Annotated in this window: 13 protein-coding genes; all 13 read right to left on the bottom strand. The window is 75.3% G+C overall.

All coding sequences use genetic code 11. The features are described from left to right. Positions 1–44: 44 nt before the first annotated feature. On the bottom strand, positions 45–920 hold the full coding sequence (locus ACFVN3_RS06040; protein ID WP_378231646.1) for a sirohydrochlorin chelatase: 876 nt from the start codon (positions 918–920) through the stop codon (positions 45–47). Continuing rightward, positions 917–2,008, bottom strand: a complete 1,092-nt coding sequence (locus ACFVN3_RS06045; RefSeq protein WP_378232051.1) for a uroporphyrinogen-III synthase — start codon at positions 2,006–2,008, stop codon at positions 917–919. Before ACFVN3_RS06045 ends, ACFVN3_RS06040 begins: the two co-directional genes overlap by 4 nt. 125 nt (positions 2,009–2,133) lie before the next feature. After that, positions 2,134–3,495 carry a uroporphyrinogen-III C-methyltransferase gene (cobA, locus tag ACFVN3_RS06050; protein ID WP_378231648.1) on the bottom strand — a complete coding sequence of 454 codons (1,362 nt, stop codon included), beginning with the start codon at positions 3,493–3,495 and terminating at the stop codon, positions 2,134–2,136. Beyond that, the gene (gene nirD, locus ACFVN3_RS06055) at positions 3,492–3,923 is read right to left on the bottom strand and encodes a nitrite reductase small subunit NirD (protein WP_378231650.1); all 432 of its coding nucleotides are present in this window, start codon (positions 3,921–3,923) and stop codon (positions 3,492–3,494) included. Before nirD ends, cobA begins: the two co-directional genes overlap by 4 nt. Further along, positions 3,920–6,571 (bottom strand): nitrite reductase large subunit NirB, encoded by a 2,652-nt coding sequence (nirB, locus tag ACFVN3_RS06060; RefSeq protein WP_378232054.1) that lies wholly within the window; start codon positions 6,569–6,571, stop codon positions 3,920–3,922. Before nirB ends, nirD begins: the two co-directional genes overlap by 4 nt. A 308-nt stretch (positions 6,572–6,879) precedes the next feature. Continuing rightward, entirely contained in the window at positions 6,880–8,700 is a 1,821-nt protein-coding gene (locus ACFVN3_RS06065; RefSeq protein ID WP_378231652.1) for an FAD-dependent oxidoreductase, read from the bottom strand. Then, positions 8,697–10,931 (bottom strand): molybdopterin oxidoreductase family protein, encoded by a 2,235-nt coding sequence (locus ACFVN3_RS06070; RefSeq protein WP_378232056.1) that lies wholly within the window; start codon positions 10,929–10,931, stop codon positions 8,697–8,699. The genes ACFVN3_RS06065 and ACFVN3_RS06070 overlap by 4 nt, the downstream gene beginning before the upstream one ends. 162 nt (positions 10,932–11,093) lie before the next feature. Beyond that, entirely contained in the window at positions 11,094–12,587 is a 1,494-nt protein-coding gene (locus ACFVN3_RS06075) for an MFS transporter (RefSeq protein ID WP_378231654.1), read from the bottom strand. Between the two features lie 187 nt (positions 12,588–12,774). Beyond that, positions 12,775–14,253, bottom strand: coding sequence for a dihydrolipoamide acetyltransferase family protein (locus ACFVN3_RS06080; RefSeq protein WP_378231655.1), 1,479 nt, complete (start codon positions 14,251–14,253; stop codon positions 12,775–12,777). 54 nt (positions 14,254–14,307) lie between these two features. Next, entirely contained in the window at positions 14,308–15,300 is a 993-nt protein-coding gene (locus ACFVN3_RS06085) for an alpha-ketoacid dehydrogenase subunit beta (protein ID WP_378231656.1), read from the bottom strand. Beyond that, positions 15,297–16,502: a pyruvate dehydrogenase (acetyl-transferring) E1 component subunit alpha gene (pdhA, locus tag ACFVN3_RS06090; protein ID WP_378231658.1), complete on the bottom strand. Its 1,206-nt coding sequence runs from the start codon at positions 16,500–16,502 to the stop codon at positions 15,297–15,299. Before pdhA ends, ACFVN3_RS06085 begins: the two co-directional genes overlap by 4 nt. Positions 16,503–16,723: 221 nt before the next feature. Beyond that, complete coding sequence (locus tag ACFVN3_RS06095; protein WP_378231660.1) at positions 16,724–16,990, bottom strand: hypothetical protein; 267 nt, start codon at positions 16,988–16,990, stop codon at positions 16,724–16,726. Positions 16,991–17,045: 55 nt separating this feature from the next. Next, on the bottom strand, positions 17,046–18,146 hold the full coding sequence (gene hisC / locus ACFVN3_RS06100; RefSeq protein WP_378232057.1) for a histidinol-phosphate transaminase: 1,101 nt from the start codon (positions 18,144–18,146) through the stop codon (positions 17,046–17,048). Positions 18,147–18,219: the final 73 nt, after the last annotated feature.

The raw sequence follows: 18,219 nt of genomic DNA on the forward strand, positions 1-18,219 counted from the left end.
CGGCGGACCGGGGTTCTCCGCAGTCAGGCCCGGGTCTCGCTCGATCAGACGAGGGTGGCCGCGGCGGTGGCGTAGCGGTCGAGGACGATCGCGGTGAGGCGGGCGTCGGGAGCGAGCGGCGCGGTGACGACGTCGCCGCCGGCCTCGAGGACGCGGTCGTAGAAGAAGCCCGGCGCGAGGAGGTAGGCCGCGACGACGACGCGCCCGCCCGGGGCGAGGTCGACGCGGGCGGCGGCGACGGCGTCGGGCACGGAGGGCTTGGCCATGGCGCCGTAGCCGACCGTCACCGGGCCGGGCACGCGCTCGCGAAGGTCCGCCGCGAGCTCCTCGACGTCGCGCGCCGCGCCGGGACGGCTGGACCCCGCAGCGGCGAGCACGACGGCGTCGCCCGGACGCACGCCGACCTCGCCCAGCCGCTCGGCGAGGAGGTCGGCGAGCCGTGGGTCCGGGCCGAGCGGCGAGCCCGCCGCGGCACGACCGGTGCCGAGGCCGCGGTCCTCGACCGCCGCCGCGACGTCGACGCTCACGTGGAACCCGGCGGACAGCAGGAGCGGCACGACGACCGCGTCGCCCGGCTGCGCGCCGTCCGCGACGGAAGCGTCGCCCGGCACGGAGTCGTCCGGGTCGTCCGTCGCCGCGGACGGGTCGACGACCGACGTCACGACGTCCGCGACCTCGGGCTGCTGCACGTCGACGAACGCCTCACGGACGTCGAGGTCGGGGCGCGCGGCGCGGACGTCGTCGAGCAGCGCGCGGATCACGTCACGACCCGTGATGTCGCTCGTGCCGTGCGAGCAGCCGATCAGCACGGGCGCGGCTCCGGACGTCCCGCCGTCGCCAGCCTCCGGCCCGGGGTCGGACGACGCCCCCGAGGAGTCGGACGACGCTCCCGAGGGGAAGGCCAGGATCTCCGCGCTCATGCGAGCTCCAATCGGTATCCGCGCTTGACGACGGTCTTGACGAGGTCACGCCGACCGGTCGCCTCGCGCAGGCGGGCGACGGCGACCTCGGCGGCGTGCGGGTCGCGCGAGTCGCCGGGCAGGACGTCGAGCACGTCGTCGCGCGTGACGACCTCGCCGCGGCGCGCGGCGAGGAGACGCAGCACCTCGAGGCTGCTGGGCGAGAGGGGCAGCACCTCGCCGTCGAGCACGGCGACGCGCGAGCGGATCTGGAGCACGCCGGCGACGGTCGAGAGCGCGACGGTCTCGGCCTGCTCGTAGTGCGCGACGAGCGTGCGCACGAGCGCGCCGAGGCGCCCGCGCTCGGGCTGGAGCGGCGTGACCCCGCGGTGCTCGAGCGGCTTCGCGGTGATGGGCCCCACGGCCGCCGCGACCATGGACCCGTCCTGGAACCGCGACACGACGAGTCGGCCCACGCCGTGCTCCTCGGCCGCGCTCAGCCACGCCTCGGCGCCGGGCGCGGAGGTGAACACGACGGCGTCGATCTCCCCGACGGCCGCGGCCTCGACGGACGCGCGCAACGCCTCGGGGTCGGGGGGCGGACCCCACCGGTAGACGACGAGGCTCGCGACCTCGGCACCGGCCTCGGCGAAGACGACGTCGAGGCCGTCGGCCCCGGCGCCGTGGTGCTGGACGGCGATGCGCAGCCCGGCGACGCCCTCGCCGAGCAGCACGTCGGCGATCTCGGCCGACGTCTCCGACTCGGCGACCCAGTCGGCGGTGAGCCCGGCGGCCTGGATCGCGCCGCGCGCCTTGGGGCCGCGCGCGACGATCCGCGCGTCGGCGAGGACCTCGAGCAGGCGGTCGGCGAGGCCGTGCGCGTCCGCGGCCTCGACCCAGGACCGGAAGCCGATGCCCGTCGTGACGACGACGACGTCCGGCGGGTGCTCGACGAGGTCGCGCGTCCCCGCGAGGAGCTGCTCGTCGTCGGCGTGCGGGATCATGCTCAGCGCGGGCGCGTGGCGGACCTCGGCACCCCGGCGCTGCAGGGCGGCGGCGAGCTCGCTCTTGCGGCGGTCGGCCGTGACGAGCACCGTGCAGCCGGCCATGACCTGGCCGAGCGCGGGGCGGTCGCCGCCGGGGTCGGACGCGAGATCGACCCGAGCGTCCGAGATCGACCCTCCGTGGGTCGACGTCGCGACGGGCGGGTCGATCTCGGTGCTGCCGGTGCTGCTCACGCGACCGTCGCCGGGTCGAGCCGTCCCTCGGCGGCGACGTCCCCCATGACGATGATCGCCGGGGGCCGGACCCCAGACCGGGCTGCGCGCTCCACGACCTCGCCGAGCGGGGCCCGCGTGACGCGCTGGCGCGGCGTCGAGCCGCTCTCCACGATCGCGACGGGCAGCGCGGGGTCGGCCCCGGCGCCGAGGGCCTGGGCCGTGATGCGTGCGAGCTGCGAGACACCCATGAGGACCACCAGCGTAGCCGTGCGGTCGCGCACCCCGGCGAGCGCGGCGGCGTCGAGACCGTCGTGACCGCTGATCACGTGGAACGCAGCGACCGTCCCCCGGTGCGTGAGCGGGATGCCCGCGAGCGCCGGGACGCTCAGCGCGCTGGACACGCCCGGCACGACGTCCACCGGCACGCCCGCCTCCCGGCACGCGATGACCTCTTCGCCGCCCCGCCCGTAGACGAACGGGTCGCCACCCTTGAGCCGCACGACGCGCCGGCCGCGCTGCGCCTGCTCCACGAGGATCGCGTTGATCTCGTGCTGCGGCACGGGGTGGTGCCCAGGCGTCTTGCCGACGTCGATCACCTCGACGCCGGGCGCGAGCTCGTCGAGCACGTCGACCGGCCCGAGCCGGTCGGCGACGACGACGTCCGCCTCCGCGAGCGCCCGGCGCCCCCGGACGGTGAGCAGGTCGACGGCGCCCGGTCCCCCGCCGACGAGCGTCACGCTCCCGAGCCCGCCGGTGGCGGGACGGTGGCGTCGCTGGTCGGCCCCGCCGGACCGCAGGTGCTCGGCGATCGCGTCGCGCACCGCGCGGGCGCGCCGCGGGTCCGCACCGCGCCGCTCGGCCGAGCTGTCAGCCGCCCGTCGCTCCCGAGCACGGACGTCCGCCGGCAGAGGCGCCGGGGGGACGTCCGTGACGACCCCGACGAGCACGTCGCCGCTGTGCGTCGTGGCGGGCGTGCGCGCGGTGCCCTCGTGCGCGGCGCCGGCGTTGACGCACCAGGTGCGGCGCGCTGCCGCCCATGCGGCGACGTCGCGGTTGGTCCCCGAGTCGTCCGTCGCGGCGAGCACGAGCCACGCGTCCTCGACGTCGGACTCGCGGGCCTCGCGCGGCGCCCAGGTGACGCGACCGCCCGGTGCGGCCCCGCCGTCGGGCAGCGGCTGGGCGGACGACGGCGCGAGGAGCGGGGCGTGCAGCGAGGCGGTGACGAGGTCGCGCAGGTCCTCGCAGACCTGGGGCGCGACGACGCGGACGTGCGCGCCGTCGTCCGCCATCGCCCGCGCGCGGCGGGCCGCGACGGGACCGCCGCCGGCGACGAGGACCGTGCGCCCGGCGAGGTCGAGCCCGAGGAGCGTGGTCACGGCGCACCGTCCGCGGTGGCGTCCGGACGGGCGACGGGACGGTCGCCGACGTGCACGACGCCGTCGCGCACCTCGGCGGGCCACGTCGCCAGGTCCGGGGCGAGGCCCTGGACGGGCACGTACCCGGCAGCCTCGAGGCACCGCCCGGTCGCGAGGTCGAAGACCTGCTTGTACATCGGCCCGGCGACCGTGGGCACACCCCCGCGCGTGCCGACGATGCCGCGCGACATGACGTTCGCGCCCGAGTACGGGTCGCGCTGCTGCACCACGCGCACGGTGTCGTCCGGGAGGCGGAACAGCGCGACCTGCACCCCGCCCACGAGGGCTGCGGCGCCGCGCTCGACGAGGAGGTCGCGCAGGAGGCACACGCGCTCCCACTCCGTCGTCTCCGCCGCCGGGCCGGCCTGCTCTGCTGACACGACGCTCATCGACGGACCTCCAGGGTGCTGCCGGCGATCACGACGGGGCCGGCGGGGACGGTGGCGAGGCCCGCGGCGCGGACCTCCTCCAGGGCGGCGCGCTCGTCCGCCGTCGCGGGCCGGATCTGGCCGCGCTCGGTGACGTACGCGAGGTCGGGGTCGGGGTCGGCGGGCGCGTTGACGAACGAGCCGAAGCGACGCAGCTTCTCGGGGTCCTCCAGGACCGCGCGCCACTCGTCCTCGTAGTCGCCGACGTGGCGCGCCATCGCGGCGTCGAGGTCGGCGCCGAGGCCGAGCGAGTCCTCGACGATCACCTCGCGGATCGCGTCGAGGCCGCCCTCGTAGTCCTCGACCCACGCGGCCGTGCGCTGGAGGCGGTCGGCCGTGCGGATGTAGTACATGAGGAAGCGGTCGATGGTCCGGATGAGCGCCTCGTCGTCCAGGTCCTCGGCGAGGAGCTGCGCGTGCCGGGGCGTGAAGCCGCCGTTGCCGCCGACGTACACGTTCCAGCCCTTGTCCGTCGCGATCACGCCGACGTCCTTGCCGCGCGCCTCCGCGCACTCGCGCGCGCACCCGGAGACGCCGAGCTTGAGCTTGTGCGGGGAACGCAGGCCGCGGTACCGCAGCTCGAGCTCGACGGCCATGCCCACCGAGTCCTGCACCCCGAACCGGCACCACGTGGACCCGACGCACGACTTCACCGTGCGCAGCGACTTGCCGTACGCGTGCCCGGACTCGAACCCGTGCTCCACGAGCCGGCGCCAGATGTGCGGGAGCTGCTCGATGCGCGCGCCGAACATGTCGATGCGCTGGCCGCCCGTGATCTTCGTGTACAGCCCGAAGTCCTTGGCGACCTGCCCGATGACGAGCAGCCCGTCGGGCGTGATCTCCCCCCCGGGGATGCGCGGGACGACGGAGTACGTACCGTCCTTCTGCATGTTCGCCATGACGTGGTCGTTGGTGTCCTGGAGCGTCGCCTGCTCGCCCTCGAGGATGTGGCCGTTGCCGAGCGACGCGAGGATCGACGCGACCGTGGGCTTGCAGATGTCGCACCCGCGGCCGGCGTCCCGGACCAGGACCGCGCCGTGCGTATCGGTCACCGGCTCCGGCACGCGCCCGAACCGCCCGATGATCTCGCTGAACGTGTGCAGCTCCGCGACCCGCACGGCGTCGAAGAGCTGGGCGCGGGAGAGGTCGAAGTGCTCGCACAGCGCGTTCGAGACCTCGACGCCCGCCCGGGTGAGCTCCGTCGTCGTGATCTTCTTGACGAGGGGGAGGCACGACCCGCAGCTCGTCCCCGCCCTGGTGCACGCCTTGACGCCCGCGAGGTCGGTGCACCCGTGCTCGGTGACCGCGCCGCGGATCGTGCCCGCGCTGACGTTGTTGCACGAGCAGACCGTGGCGTCGTCGGGGAGCTCGAGGCTGGGCGCCCCGCCCCCGGACCCGTCGGGGAGCAGGAACAGCCCCGGGTCGCCGGGGAGCTCCGCCCCGAGCATCGGACGCAGCGACGCGTACGGCGCCGCGTCGCCGACGAACACGCCGCCCAGGAGCGTGCGCGCGTCGTCGGACAGGACGAGCTTCTTGTAGACGCCCGCGACCGGGTCGGCCCACACGAGCTCCATCGCGCCCTCGGTGCGGCCGAACGCGTCGCCAAAGCTCGCGACGTCGACCCCCTGGAGCTTGAGCTTGGTCGCCGTGTCCGCGCCGGGGAACGTGGCCTCGCCACCGAGCAGCCGGTCCGCGACGACCTCCGCCATGGCGTAGCCCGGCGCGACGAGGCCGATGCAGCGGCCCTCGATGCACGCGACCTCGCCGACGGCCCACACGTGCGGGTCCTCGGTGCGGCACGCGAGGTCTACGACCGCCCCGCCGCGCTCGCCGACCTCGAGCCCCGCCGCGCGCGCGAGCTCGTCGCGGGGCCGCACGCCCGTCGCCATGACGACGACGTCCACGTCGAGCCGGCCGCCGTCGACGAAGTCCAGCCGGCCCACGTGACCGGTCTTGCGCGAGACCTTCATCTCCTTGGTCCCGGTGCTGCACCGGACCGCGATGCCCATGCCGTTGATGAGGCGCTTGAGCGCCTCGCCGCCGCCCAGGTCGATCTGCGCGTCCATCAGGTGCGTGCCGAACTGGATGACGGTGGCCTGCGCGCCGAGCGCCTTGAGCGCACCCGCCGCCTCCAGGCCCAGGAGGCCGCCACCGATCACCGCGCCGCGCACGGGCCGCTCCCAGCCGCCCTCGGTCGTGGCGTGGCGGCGCTTCTCCTCGACCCAGCCGCGCAGCGCCGCGACGTCGTCGATCGTGCGGTAGACGAACACGCCGGGCAGCTCGTTGCCGGGGATCGGGGGCCGCGCGGCGTTCGAGCCGGTCGCGAGGACGAGCTCGTCGTAGGCGTGCACCCGCCCGAGGCGGTCGGTGACGGTCCGCGCCTCGCGATCGATCGACGTCACCGCGCAGTCGCGGTGCAGCGTGACCAGCGGGTCGTCCCACAGGGCCGGGTCGCCGAGCGTGAGCTCCTCGGCGTCGCGCGCCGAGAAGTAGCTCGTGAGGGCGACGCGGTCGTAGGGCTTGCGGGGCTCCTCGGCGAAGAGCGAGACGCGCCACGCGCCGTCGGTGTCGCGCGCGCGCAGCGCCTCGACGAGCCGCTGCGCGACCATGCCGCCGCCGACGACGACGAGGTGGCGGGGCGCGCCGGGGGCAGGGGCGGGATCGGTCTGAGGTCCGGTCACGGCGGGCTCCTGGGGGCGTCGGGGCGGATCGGTCACCGCCCGCGGGTTCCGACGAGAGCGAGGAGAGTCCCCGGGACGGTGCTGACGACGCTACGGACGGGCGATTTCGCGGCCGTGCCCCGTCCGTTGCCCGTCCGTAACGGTGTTCTCACCCGGACGCGCAGCGCCGTGTGAGGTCGGCAGGTCGTGCCGAGGTCGGCGGTCTTGACCACCGATCTCCGCAGCGCCCGCCGACGTCAGGTGCTGAGGCCGACGCGCGCCGGCGCCGCCGCGCCCTGCGACTGCTCCGGGTCGGCCTGCGCGAGCCAGTCGACCAGCCCGCACACGACGTCCTTGCAGCCCCCGCAGCCGGTCGTCGCGCGCGTGGCCCGCGCGACGTCGTCGACGCTCCGCGCGCCGTCGTGCCAGCACCCCACGACGTCGCCCTTGGTCACGCCGTTGCACGTGCACACCGTCGTGCGGTCGGGCATGTGCGTCGGTGACGACGCCGGCGCGGGAGCCTGCGCGACGGGCCGCAGCAGCAGGTGGGCCGGGTCGACCGGCACGGGGACCCGGCGCGTGTACGTGGCCGTGAGGTCGGCGCCCACCTCCGGCGCTCCGACGCACGTCGCGCCCACGAGCAGGCCGCCCGCGACGACGACCTCGACGTGCCGCCCCGACGCCGGGTCGCTCAGCGTCACGGAGCGGTGCGCGGGGTCGGGCGTCCGCCGCTCGCCGCACACGCCCATCGTCACGATCTCGAGCCCTGCGGCCTTGACGCGCACGACGTCGGTCCCGGCCGTCGCGCGCTCGGCGACCCCGGGCTTCGCCGCCGCCGCAGGCCTCGGGCGACCCGCCGCCCCTGGTCCGGCAGGACCGGTGGCGGCCCCGGAACGCGTCGCTGCCGACGGCGCGGGCGTCGCCGGGAGCGGACGCGCGACGACGTTCATGGCGAGGCGCAGCGCCATGCTCGGCCGATCGGCGTCGACCCCCAGGCGGACGCGCGGACGGCCCGGCGCCGCCCCCTGCGCGGCGCCCGGCCCCCCGGCGCCCGCTGCCGCGAACCGCCCCGCGAGGTGCTCCGCGAGCCGGCGTGACTGGTCCCATCCCTGCGCGATGAGCCCCGTACCGCCCTCGGGCGGCTGGGCGCAGTCGCCGATCGCGAAGACGCGCGGGTCGTCGGGGCTCGCCAGGTCGTGCCCGACGACGACGCCCCGGTCGACCGCGAGGCCCGCCGCGCGCGCGAGCCCGGCCTCCGGCACGGTGCCGCACGCGAGCACGAGCAGGTCGGCCTCGAGGTCGACGAGCCGCGTCGCGTCCTCCGCTCCCCCGGCGCCACCACCCGGGCGGGCCGACGACCCGGCGGGAGCCTCGCCGTCGGGCACGCGGAGCGTCACGCCGCGCACGGAGCCCGACCCCACGACGACGCGCTCCGTGCGCGCACGGGTCCAGGTCCGCACGCCGAGGCCCGCGAGGCTGCGCGCGACGACGCCGCCCGCGGTGCGATCGAGCTGGCGGTCCATGACGCTCCCGCCGCCGTGCACGAGGCTCACGGCGACACCACGGCGCGCGAGCCCGCACGCGACCTCGAGCCCGAGGACTCCCGCCCCGACGACCACGGCGTGCCGGGCGTTGACCGACGCCGCGACGATCTCGCGCGCGTCGTCGAGCGTGCGCAGCGCGTGCGCGCCGCGGGGCAGGCCGCCCGGGAGGTCCGTCAGTCCCGGCAGGTCGGGGATCCGTGCGGACGCACCCGTGGCGAGCACGACGACGTCGTACGGGTGCGCGCCCTCGCCCGTGACCACGCGGCGCGCGGCGCGGTCGATCGCGATGGCCTCGGTGCCGCGCCGGACGGTGACGCGCGCGTCGTCCGCGCCGGGCAGCCCGATCGCCGCGACGTCGACCTTGCCCGCGACGACCTCGCTGAGCAGCACCCGGTTGTACGGCTCGTACTCCTCCGCACCGAGGACGGTGACCTCGACGGCCGCCGTCCCCGCGGAGGTCCCGCACCGCGCCACGAGGTCGCTCGCGAACCGCGACCCGACCATGCCGTTGCCGACCACGACGACGCGCGTCATGCGCCCACCTCCTGGGTGTCGGGCGCGCGCCGCACGTCCACGGCGCACACCTTGAACTCGGGCATGCCCGAGATCGGGTCGGTCGCGTCGGTCGTGACGCGGTTGACGCTGCCCTCCCCGCTCCAGTGGAAGGGCATGAAGACCGTGTCCGGCCGGATCCGGTCGGTCCACCGCGCCACGGCCTCGATCTCGCCGCGGCGCGTCGTGAGGCGAGCGCGGTCGCCGTCGCCGACCCCGAGCCGCAGGCCGAGGACCGGGTGCAGCTCGACGAACGGCTCCGGGACGAGGCGGTCGAGCTCGGGCACGCGCCGCGTCTGCGCGCCCGACTGGTAGTGCTGGAGCACGCGGCCGGTGACGAGGTAGAGCGGGGCGTCGGAGCGCACGTCGTCGCTCGGCCCGACGTGGTCGACGACGACCATCCGCGCCCGCCCGTCCGGCGTGGCGAAGCGGTCGAGGAACGTCCGCGGCGTGCCCGGGTGCTCCGCGCTCGGGACCGGCCAGTACAGTCCCGGGCCGCCGTCGCGCTCGTCCGCGTCGAGGCGGGCGTGGCTCAGGCCCGAGTAGTCGGCCACGCCGCCCGCGGACGCGCGCGCGAGCTCGTCGAAGACGGCGGCGGGGTCGGTCGGGAAGGAGACGTCCGAGCCCAGGCGCCGCGCGAGCTCCGCGAGGATCCACAGCTCCGAGCGCGCCTCGCCGGGCGCGTCGACCGCGCGACGGCGGCGGATGACGCGCCCCTCGAGCGACGTCATGGTGCCCTCCTCCTCGGCCCACTGCGTGACCGGCAGCACGACGTCGGCGAGGAGCGCCGTCTCCGACGGCACCAGGTCGCACACCACGAGCAGGTCGAGGGCGCGCAGGTTCGCGGCGACCTGGTCGGCGTCCGGCGCGCTGACCACGACGTTCGACCCGTGCACGAGCAGCGCGCGCGGGCGCCCGTCGTCGGCGTACGTCGTGCCCGCGCCGCCCGGACCCGGCCGCTCGCCGAGCGAGCGCAGCAACGTCACCGCCGGCATGCCCGGGCCGGGGATCGTCGCCGGGTCCACACCCCACACGGCCGCGACGTGCGCGCGCGCCGCCGGCTCGTCGATCTTGCGGTAGCCCGGGAGCTGGTCGGCCTTCTGACCGTGCTCGCGCCCGCCCTGCCCGTTGCCCTGCCCGGTGATCGCGCCGTAGCCGGAGCCGACGCGGCCCGGCAGGCCGAGCGCGAGAGCGAGGTTGATCGCGGCCGTCACCGTCGCGGTGCCTTGCGACGACTGCTCGACGCCGCGGCCCGTGAGCACGTACGCGCCCGAGCCACCGCGGGCGGGCGACGCCGCGGCGAGCAGGCGGGCCACGTACCGCAGCCGGTCGGCCGGGACGCCGCACACGGTCTCGGCCCGCTCGGGCCACCACACCATGACGGAGCGCCGGACGTCGTCGAAACCCGCCGTGCGCGCGTCGAGGAACTCCGCGTCCGCGAGCCCCTCCGTGACCACGACGTGCAGCAGCGCGAGCAGCACCACCAGGTCCGTGCCGGGCACGGGCTGGAGGTGCACGCCCTGGTCGCCCACCGGCCCCGCGCCCGGAGACGGGACTAGGCGCCCGGGCGAGCGTCCGTCGTCGGGCACTCCGGCACGCTGCCCGACGGCGTCCCCCGGCTCGCCCGTGAGCGCTGCGGTCGCGCTGCGGCGCGGGTCCACGACGATGAGCCCACCCCGCGAGCGCACGCCCGCGAGGTGCTGGACCGAGGGTGGCATCGTCTCGGCGAGGTTCGAGCCGAGCAGGAGCACGGCGTCCGCTCCGCCGAGGTCGGCGAGGGGGAACGGGAGCCCGCGGTCGGCGCCGAACGCGCGGTTCGCGCCCGCCGCGGCCGAGGCCATGCAGAAACGCCCGTTGTAGTCGATGTTCGCGGTGCGCAGCACCGTGCGGGCGAACTTGCCGAGCGCGTACGCCTTCTCGTTCGTCAGGCCGCCGCCGCCGAAGACCGCGACCGCGTCCCGGCCGTGCTCGGCCTGCACGCGGCCGATCCCGGCGGCCACGACGTCCAGCGCCTCGTCCCACGACGCCGGGTGCAGCTCGCCGTCGCTCCCGCGCAGCAGCGGGTTCGTGATCCGGTCCGTCGCGCGGAGGACCGTCGCGCTCGTCCAGCCCTTCTGGCACAGGCCGCCGCGGTTGGTCGGGAAGTCGCGCGGGGCGACCGTCACCGGGAGCACCGCCGACGGCGCCGGGTCGTCCGACGGGGAGAGCCGCATGCCGCACTGCAGCGCGCAGTACGGGCAGTGCGTGTCGGCGGCCGGCGGCGTGCCGGCGCGCGTCTCGGCGGCTCGCGGGGCGACGGCCGGTGCCGCGCCGGGGGCCTCAGACGTCCCCGGCGCGGCAGTCGTGGGAGCGGACGGCACTCTCGTGGCCTCCGCTCAGATCCCGGCCGACGCGAGCGCCGACCCCTTGCGCAGGTACACGGCCCAGGCGACGACCGCCATGACCGCGTACATCCCGATGAACACCCACAGGGCCGGGACGAGCGAGCCGGCGAGGCTCGTCGACGCCGCGAACCCGCGCGGGATGAGGAAGCCGCCGAAGGCGCCGATCGCCCCGGCGATCCCGATGCACCCGGCCGCGGCCTTGCGGGCGCGGGCGCGCGCCTCGTCCAGCGCGGCCGGGTCCGTCGCGAGGGCGCCGTCGGGGGCTCCCCCGGGGACCGCGCTCGCCTGGAAGACGGCCGGGATCATGCGGTACGTCGAACCGTTGCCGATGCCCGTCGCGACGAACAGGACCAGGAAGGACGCGAAGAAGAGGCCGAAGCTGTGCGACTGGAGCGCCTGGATCGCGCCGAACGCGCCGAACGCCATGACCCCGTACGACGCGATGGTGACGCGCGTGCCGCCCAGGCGGTCCGCGATGATCCCCCCGAGCGGGCGGGACACCGAGCCGACGAGCGCGCCGAGGAACGCGATCGACAGCGTCACCTCGGGGAACTGGCCCTTGAGCAGCATGGGGAACGCCCCGGCGTACCCGATGAACGACCCGAACGTCCCGATGTAGAGGAACGAGATGATCCACGTGTGCTTGTTCCGCGTCGCCGCGGCGAACGACTTCGGGTCGGCCTTCGCGGTGGACAGGTTGTCCATGAAGCGCCACGCGAGGAACGCCGCGAGCAGGATGAACGGGATCATCATGAGGCCCGCGCGCTCGAGCGCGACGCCCGCCCCCGCGACGATGACGAGCGGCACCGCGAGCTGTACGACCGCTGTCCCGAGGTTGCCGCCCGCGGCGTTGAGCCCCAGCGCCTTGCCCTTCTCCCGCTCCGGGTAGAAGAACGAGATGTTCGCCATCGACGACGCGAAGTTCCCGCCGCCGAACCCGGCGAGCGCCGCGACCGCGAGCATGACGCCGAACGGCGTCCCCGGGTCCTGCACCGCGACCGCGAGCGCCGTCGTCGGGAGCAGGAGCAGGAGCGCGGAGACCACGGTCCAGTTGCGGCCGCCGAACAGCGGCACCGCGAACGTGTACGGGATGCGCAGCGTCGCGCCGACGAGGCTCGGTACGGCGATGAGCCAGAACTGCTGGTCGACCGTGAACGCGAAGCCGGCCGCGGGGAGCTGCGGCACGACGATCGACCACAGGGCCCAGACCGCGAAGCCGAGGAACTCCGCGAACACCGAGATCCACAGGTTGCGCGTCGCGACCCTCCGGCCGCCGTCGCGCCAGAACGTCGGGTCCTCCGGGTCCCAGCGGTCGATCCAGCGCCCCGAGCGATGAGTCGGGGCGGCCGTCGTGGCGGTGGCCAGCCCGACGGCGGTCGCGGCCCCGGCCGCGGAGGGCGCGACGGTCGTGGTGGTCGAGGTGCTGGAGGGGTGCTCTGCAGACTGCTCACCCTCGTGGGTGGTGGGGCTCGTGGGCGCGGACATGGCGGCTCCTTCAGCAGGTCCCGGTCAGTACCCAGGACGCTAGGAACGCCGTGTTTCCCCGGCGCGCGGCCGTCGTTAAGCCCGTGTGAGGTCTTCCGCACACCCATGGCCAGCCCTCTGTGAGAGCCCGCCGTCGCGCGAGGTAGAACCGCAGTCCGGTTCTTCCTCAGCCGGAGGGAGTGAGACGTCAGCCCCAGACGAGGCCTCGGGCCGGGTCCTCCAGAACCTTCGCGACGTCGGCCAGGACGCGCGCGCCGAGCTCGCCGTCGACGAGGCGGTGGTCGAAGCTCAGCGCGAGCTGCGTGACCCAGCGCTTCTTGATCTTGCCCTTGTGGACCCACGGCTGCTCGCGGATCGCGCCGAACGCGAGGATCGCGGCCTCGCCCGGGTTGAGGATCGGCGTCCCCGTGTCGATGCCGAACACCCCGACGTTCGTGATCGTGATGGTGCCGTCGGACATGTCGGTGGGCGACGTGCGGCCCGCGCGCGCGGTCGACGTGAGGTCCGCGATCTCGCCCGCGAGGCCGTGCAGGTCGAGGCGGTGCGCGTCCTTGATGTTCGGCACCACGAGCCCGCGTGGCGTCGCGGCCGCGATCCCCAGGTTCACGTAGTGCTTGTAGACGATCTCCTGCGCGGCGTCGTCCCAGCTCGCGTTGATCTCCGGGTGGCGGCGCACGGCGAGGAGCAGCGCCTTGGCGGTGACGAGCAGCGGGGTGACCCGCACGTCGGCGAACTCCCGGTCCTCGCGCAGCGTGTGCACGAGCCGCATGGTCTTGGTGACGTCGACCGTGTGGAACACCGTGACGTGCGGGGCGGTGAACGCGCTCGTGACCATCGCCTCGGCGGTGCGCTTGCGCACCGACTTCACGGGGACGCGCGTCTGGCGGCCGTCGGGGGTGACGGCGCCGGTCGCGAGCCACGGCTGGTCGTCGTCGGCGTACGTCGCCAAGGGCTGTGCCTTCGCCTGCTCGTGGTACGCCTGCACGTCCTCGCGCGTGACGATCCCGCCCGGGCCGGTGCCCGCGACGCTCGCGAGGTCGACGCCCAGGTCCTTGGCGAGCTTGCGGACCGGCGGCTTGGCGAGCACGGGCAGGTGCACGTGCCCGACGGCGGCGCTCGCCGAGACCGGTACGGTCGCGCGAGGTGCCGCGGCGGGCACGCTGGGCGCTGGAGCCGACGCCGCGGACCGGTCCGCCGCGGCGGGTTCCGCGGTGCGGCGACGACGGCGCGCGGTGCCCGGCTCGACCGTGCCGTATCCGACGAGCACCGAGCCGGAGCCTCCGGCCGGTGCGTCGGACGCCGCGGGCGCGACGGCGCCGTCCGACCCGGCCCCTGCGGCGGGCGAGCCGGGGGCGGGGGCCGCGTCCGCGCCGTCGGGCACGACGGCGGCCGGCGTGCTCGGCGCCGGAGCGGCACCGGACGGGTCGGTGTCCACGACGATGATCGGCACGCCGACCTCGACCGTCGTCCCCTCGGGCGCGAGGATCTCCGCGACGACGCCCGTGTACGGCGACGGGAGCTCGACGAGCGACTTGGCCGTCTCGATCTCGACGATCGTCTGGTTGACCGTCACGGCGTCGCCGACGGCGACGTGCCACTGCACGATCTCGGCCTCGGTGAGGCCCTCGCCCGCGTCGGGGAGGTTGAACTTCTCGAAGGTGGGCACTGCGTGGTCCTCCTGGTGGTCCCGGTCGGCGCTGCCGAGGTCGCTACGGTCGCGTCAGAACGCGAACGCGCGGTCGACGGCGTCGAGCACGCGGTCGAGGCTCGGCAGGTAGTCGTGCTCGATCTTGGCGACGGGGTACGGCGTGTGGAACCCGCCGACGCGCAGCACGGGCGCCTCCAGCGAGTAGAAGCACTCCTCGGTCACGCGGGCCGCGACCTCGGCGCCCGAGCCCAGGTACGTCGGCGCCTCGTGCACGACGACGCAGCGACCGGTCCGGCGCACGGACTCCACGACGGTCGCCGTGTCGAGCGGGGAGATGCTGCGCAGGTCCACGACCTCGATGCTGCGACCCTCCTGCTCGGCCGCCGTGGCGACGCGGAGGGCGGTCGCGACCGTGGGCCCGTAGGCGACGAGCGTGAGATCGGTCCCGGGGCGGACGACGCGCGCGCGGTCGAGCACGGTCGCGCCCTCCCCGCGGCCGGAGGCCTCGACGGGCCCCTTCTCCCAGTAGCGGCCCTTGGGCTCGAAGAACAGCACGGGGTCCGGTGAGGCGATGGCCTCCTGGATCATCGTGAACGCGTCCTGCGGCGTGGACGGCGAGACGACGCGCAGGCCCGCGGTGTGCGCGAACAGCGCCTCGGGGCTCTCGCTGTGGTGCTCGACGGCGCCGATCCCGCCGCCGTACGGCACGCGGATCACGACGGGGACCTGGAGCTTCCCGCCCGAGCGGTAGCCCATCTTCGCGAGCTGCGTCGTGATCTGGTCGTACGCGGGGAAGATGAACCCGTCGAACTGGATCTCGCAGACCGGGCGGTAGCCGCGCAGCGCGAGGCCGATCGCCGTGCCGAGGATGCCCGACTCCGCGAGCGGCGTGTCGACGACGCGGTCCTCGCCGAAGTCCTTCTGGAGCCCGTCGGTCACGCGGAACACGCCGCCGAGCGCGCCGATGTCCTCGCCCATGAGCAGGACCTTCGGGTCGGTCTCGAGCGACCGGCGCAGGCCCTCGTTGATCGCGCGGGCGAGGGTCAGGGTCTTGTTCTCGCTCATCGGGCCACCTCCGCGGCCGGCTCCTCGAAGGACTGCTGGTAGTCGGCGAACCACGCCTTCTCACGCTCGACCACGGCGTTCGGGGTCGCGTAGACGTGGTCGAACATGGTCGACGGGTCGGGGGCGGCGAGCGCGCGGACCTCGTCGCGCAGCCGCTCGCCGAGCGCGTCGGCCTCGGCCGCGACGTCGGCGGCGAACGCGTCGTCCCACGCGCCCTCGGCGCGGAGCAGGTTCTCGAGCCGGTCGATCGGGTCGCGACGGCGCCAGTACTCCTCCTGGGCCCGCGAGCGGTACTTGGTCGGGTCGTCCGACGTCGTGTGCGCGCCCATGCGGTACGTGAACGCCTCGACGAACGTCGGGCCGCCGCCCGTGCGCGCCCGCTCCAGGGCCTCCGCGGTCACGGCGTAGCACGCGAGCACGTCGTTGCCGTCGACCCGGACGCTCGGGACGCCGAACCCGCCGCCGCGGCGGTAGAGCGGCACGCGCGACTGCTTGGTGGTGGGCTCGGAGATCGCCCACTGGTTGTTCTGGCAGAAGAACACGACGGGTGCGTTGTTCACCGCGGCGAACACGAGCGCCTCGTTGACGTCGCCCTGCGACGTCGCGCCGTCGCCGAAGTACGTGACGACGGCCGTGTCGCGCTCCGGGTCGCCCGACCCGACGAGGCCGTCACGCTGGACGCCCATCGCGTACCCGGTCGCGTGCAGCGCGTGCGACCCGATGACGAGCGTGTAGAGGTGGACGTTGTGCGCCGTCGGGTCCCACCCGCCGTGGTCGACGCCGCGGAAGAGGCGCAGGCGCGCCGTCGGGTCGATGCCGCGCACGTGCGAGACGCCGTGCTCGCGGTAGGACGGGAAGACGTAGTCCTGCGGGGCGAGCGCGCGCCCGGAGCCGATCTGCGCCGCCTCCTGGCCCTTCGACTGCGCGAACAGGCCGAGCTCGCCCTGGCGCTGGAGCGACGTCGCCTCGTCGTCGAAGCGGCGCGTGAGCACCATGTCGCGGTAGAGGCCGCGCAGGGCGGCGGCGTCCAGGTGGGCGACGCGCTCGCGGTAGCCGTCCGTCTCGGGGGTCGTGACGCGGGCTCCCGCCGGCGTCACGAGCTGGAGCAGGGGGGCGTCGTCGGGACCGCCCGCGACGTCGGGGAGGTCGGGGGGCGTGCTCGCGCCGTCCCGCGCGGCGGTTCTCGCGTCGTTCTCGGTCACGCGACTCTCCTTCGGTGCGGCCCGACCGTGCGGCCGGCCCGCTCGGGGGCAGGAGGCGCCCGGTCGGGGCGCCGTCGGAACCTACGTCTCCGTAGCCTACGCAAGCGTAGGCTACGACACCGTAGGTTCGGCTGCCGACGTGTCGCCCAACATCCGTCGCGGCGGGCTGTAGGGAACCTCCAATCCCCGCCGGACGACCCCCGTGCCGGCGGGGGCTCGCCCTACCGCGGGTACGCGCCGCCCGCGCGCAGCGCGTCGCGCTCGCGCAGCACGGGCCAGCGCGAGAACGCGAACACGAGGAACATGACGACGTTGAGGATCGGCACGAGGCCGACGAGGATCCACCAGCCCGAGTAGCCGGCCTTCTGGATGATCCGGACGTAGGCGATGAAGAAGATCACCGCCACCGCGACGTAGAGGACCAACGCGGCGGTGCCGAAGGCCCAGCCGTACTCCTCGACGAGCTGGTCGGTATCGATGGTGTCCATGGACGCGAGTGTTCTCGCGCGACCGGCACCCGGCAACAGGTGCAGGTCAGGTGCCCTAGCCGGCCGTACGGTCCTCGAGCCAGGTGGCGCTCACGCGGAGGAAGAGGTCCGTCGCCTCCGGCTCGCCGACGCTCACGCGCAGGCCCTCGCCCGCGAACGGGCGCACGATCGCCCCCGCCGCACGGGCTTCCTCAGCCCGCTGCATCGTGCGCTCGCCCAGGTCGAACCACACGAAGTTCGCCTGCGACTCCGGCAGCACCCAGCCCTGGTCACGCAGGCCCTCGACGAGGCGCGCGCGGTCGGTGACGAGGTGCTCGACCCGCTGGAGCAGCTCGTCGCGCGCGGCGAGCGACGCGATGGCCGCGCGCTGCGCGACGTGGGAAACGCCGAACGGCGTCGACACGGCGCGGATCCCCGCCGCGAGCCGCGGGCGCGCGACGGCGTAGCCCACGCGCAGGCCGGCCAGGCCGTAGGCCTTGGAGAACGTCCGGAGCAGCACGACGTTCGGGTGCTGCGCGTACACGGCGAGGCCGTCGGGTGCCTCGGGGTCGCGCACGAACTCGAGGTACGCCTCGTCGAGCACGACGAGCACGTCCGACGGGACGGCCGCGAGGAACGTCTCGAGCTCGTCGCGGTGCACGACCGGGCCGGTCGGGTTGTTCGGCGTGCAGACCATCACGACCCGCGTGCGCTCGGTGATCGCGGCGGCCATGGCGGGCAGGTCGAGCCGACCGACGTCGGCCCCGGTCCGCAGCGGCACCTGGACCGACGTCCCGCCCGCGACGGCGACCGCGATCGGGTACGCCTCGAACGACCGCCACGGGTACACGACCTCGTCGCCCGGCTCGACGACCGTCTGGAGCACGTGTGCGAGCACCGCGACCGAGCCGTTGCCCACGACGACCTGGTCGGCACCGACACCGAGGTCCGCCGCGAGCGCCTCCGTGAGCTCGGTCGCGTACATGTCCGGGTAGCGGTTCACGTCCGCGGCGGCGTCGGCGATCGCGGCGACGACCGACGGCAGCGGCGGGTACGGGTTCTCGTTGGAGGAGAGCTTGAACGCCGCAGCGCCCGGGGCGACGCGGGCCCCCGGGACGTAGGCCGGCAGGGCGGCGACGGCGGGACGCAGGGGGACGCGGGGTTCGTGGGCCACGATCCTCGATCATGCCACCTGCCCGACGCGACCCCGGCGGCGCACGGCCCGGCGCCGTGCCCTCCCGCCGCCCGGG

The organism is Cellulosimicrobium sp. NPDC057862 (assembly GCF_042797035.1).
In the GTDB taxonomy this organism is placed as follows: Bacteria; Actinomycetota; Actinomycetes; order Actinomycetales; family Cellulomonadaceae; genus Cellulosimicrobium.

What these genes read in the sequence shown, in the direction of transcription:
- ACFVN3_RS06040 (WP_378231646.1), bottom strand. Translation starts at nt 920, where the DNA reads ATGAGCGCGGAGATCCTGGCCTTCCCCTCGGGAGCGTCGTCCGACTCC.
- ACFVN3_RS06045 (WP_378232051.1), bottom strand. Translation starts at nt 2,008, where the DNA reads ATGGCCGGCTGCACGGTGCTCGTCACGGCCGACCGCCGCAAGAGCGAG.
- nirD (WP_378231650.1), bottom strand. Translation starts at nt 3,923, where the DNA reads ATGAGCGTCGTGTCAGCAGAGCAGGCCGGCCCGGCGGCGGAGACGACG.
- nirB (WP_378232054.1), bottom strand. Translation starts at nt 6,571, where the DNA reads ATGGTCGCGCAGCGGCTCGTCGAGGCGCTGCGCGCGCGCGACACCGAC.
- ACFVN3_RS06065 (WP_378231652.1), bottom strand. Translation starts at nt 8,700, where the DNA reads ATGACGCGCGTCGTCGTGGTCGGCAACGGCATGGTCGGGTCGCGGTTC.
- ACFVN3_RS06070 (WP_378232056.1), bottom strand. Translation starts at nt 10,931, where the DNA reads ATGCGGCTCTCCCCGTCGGACGACCCGGCGCCGTCGGCGGTGCTCCCG.
- ACFVN3_RS06075 (WP_378231654.1), bottom strand. Translation starts at nt 12,587, where the DNA reads ATGTCCGCGCCCACGAGCCCCACCACCCACGAGGGTGAGCAGTCTGCA.
- ACFVN3_RS06085 (WP_378231656.1), bottom strand. Translation starts at nt 15,300, where the DNA reads ATGAGCGAGAACAAGACCCTGACCCTCGCCCGCGCGATCAACGAGGGC.
- ACFVN3_RS06095 (WP_378231660.1), bottom strand. Translation starts at nt 16,990, where the DNA reads ATGGACACCATCGATACCGACCAGCTCGTCGAGGAGTACGGCTGGGCC.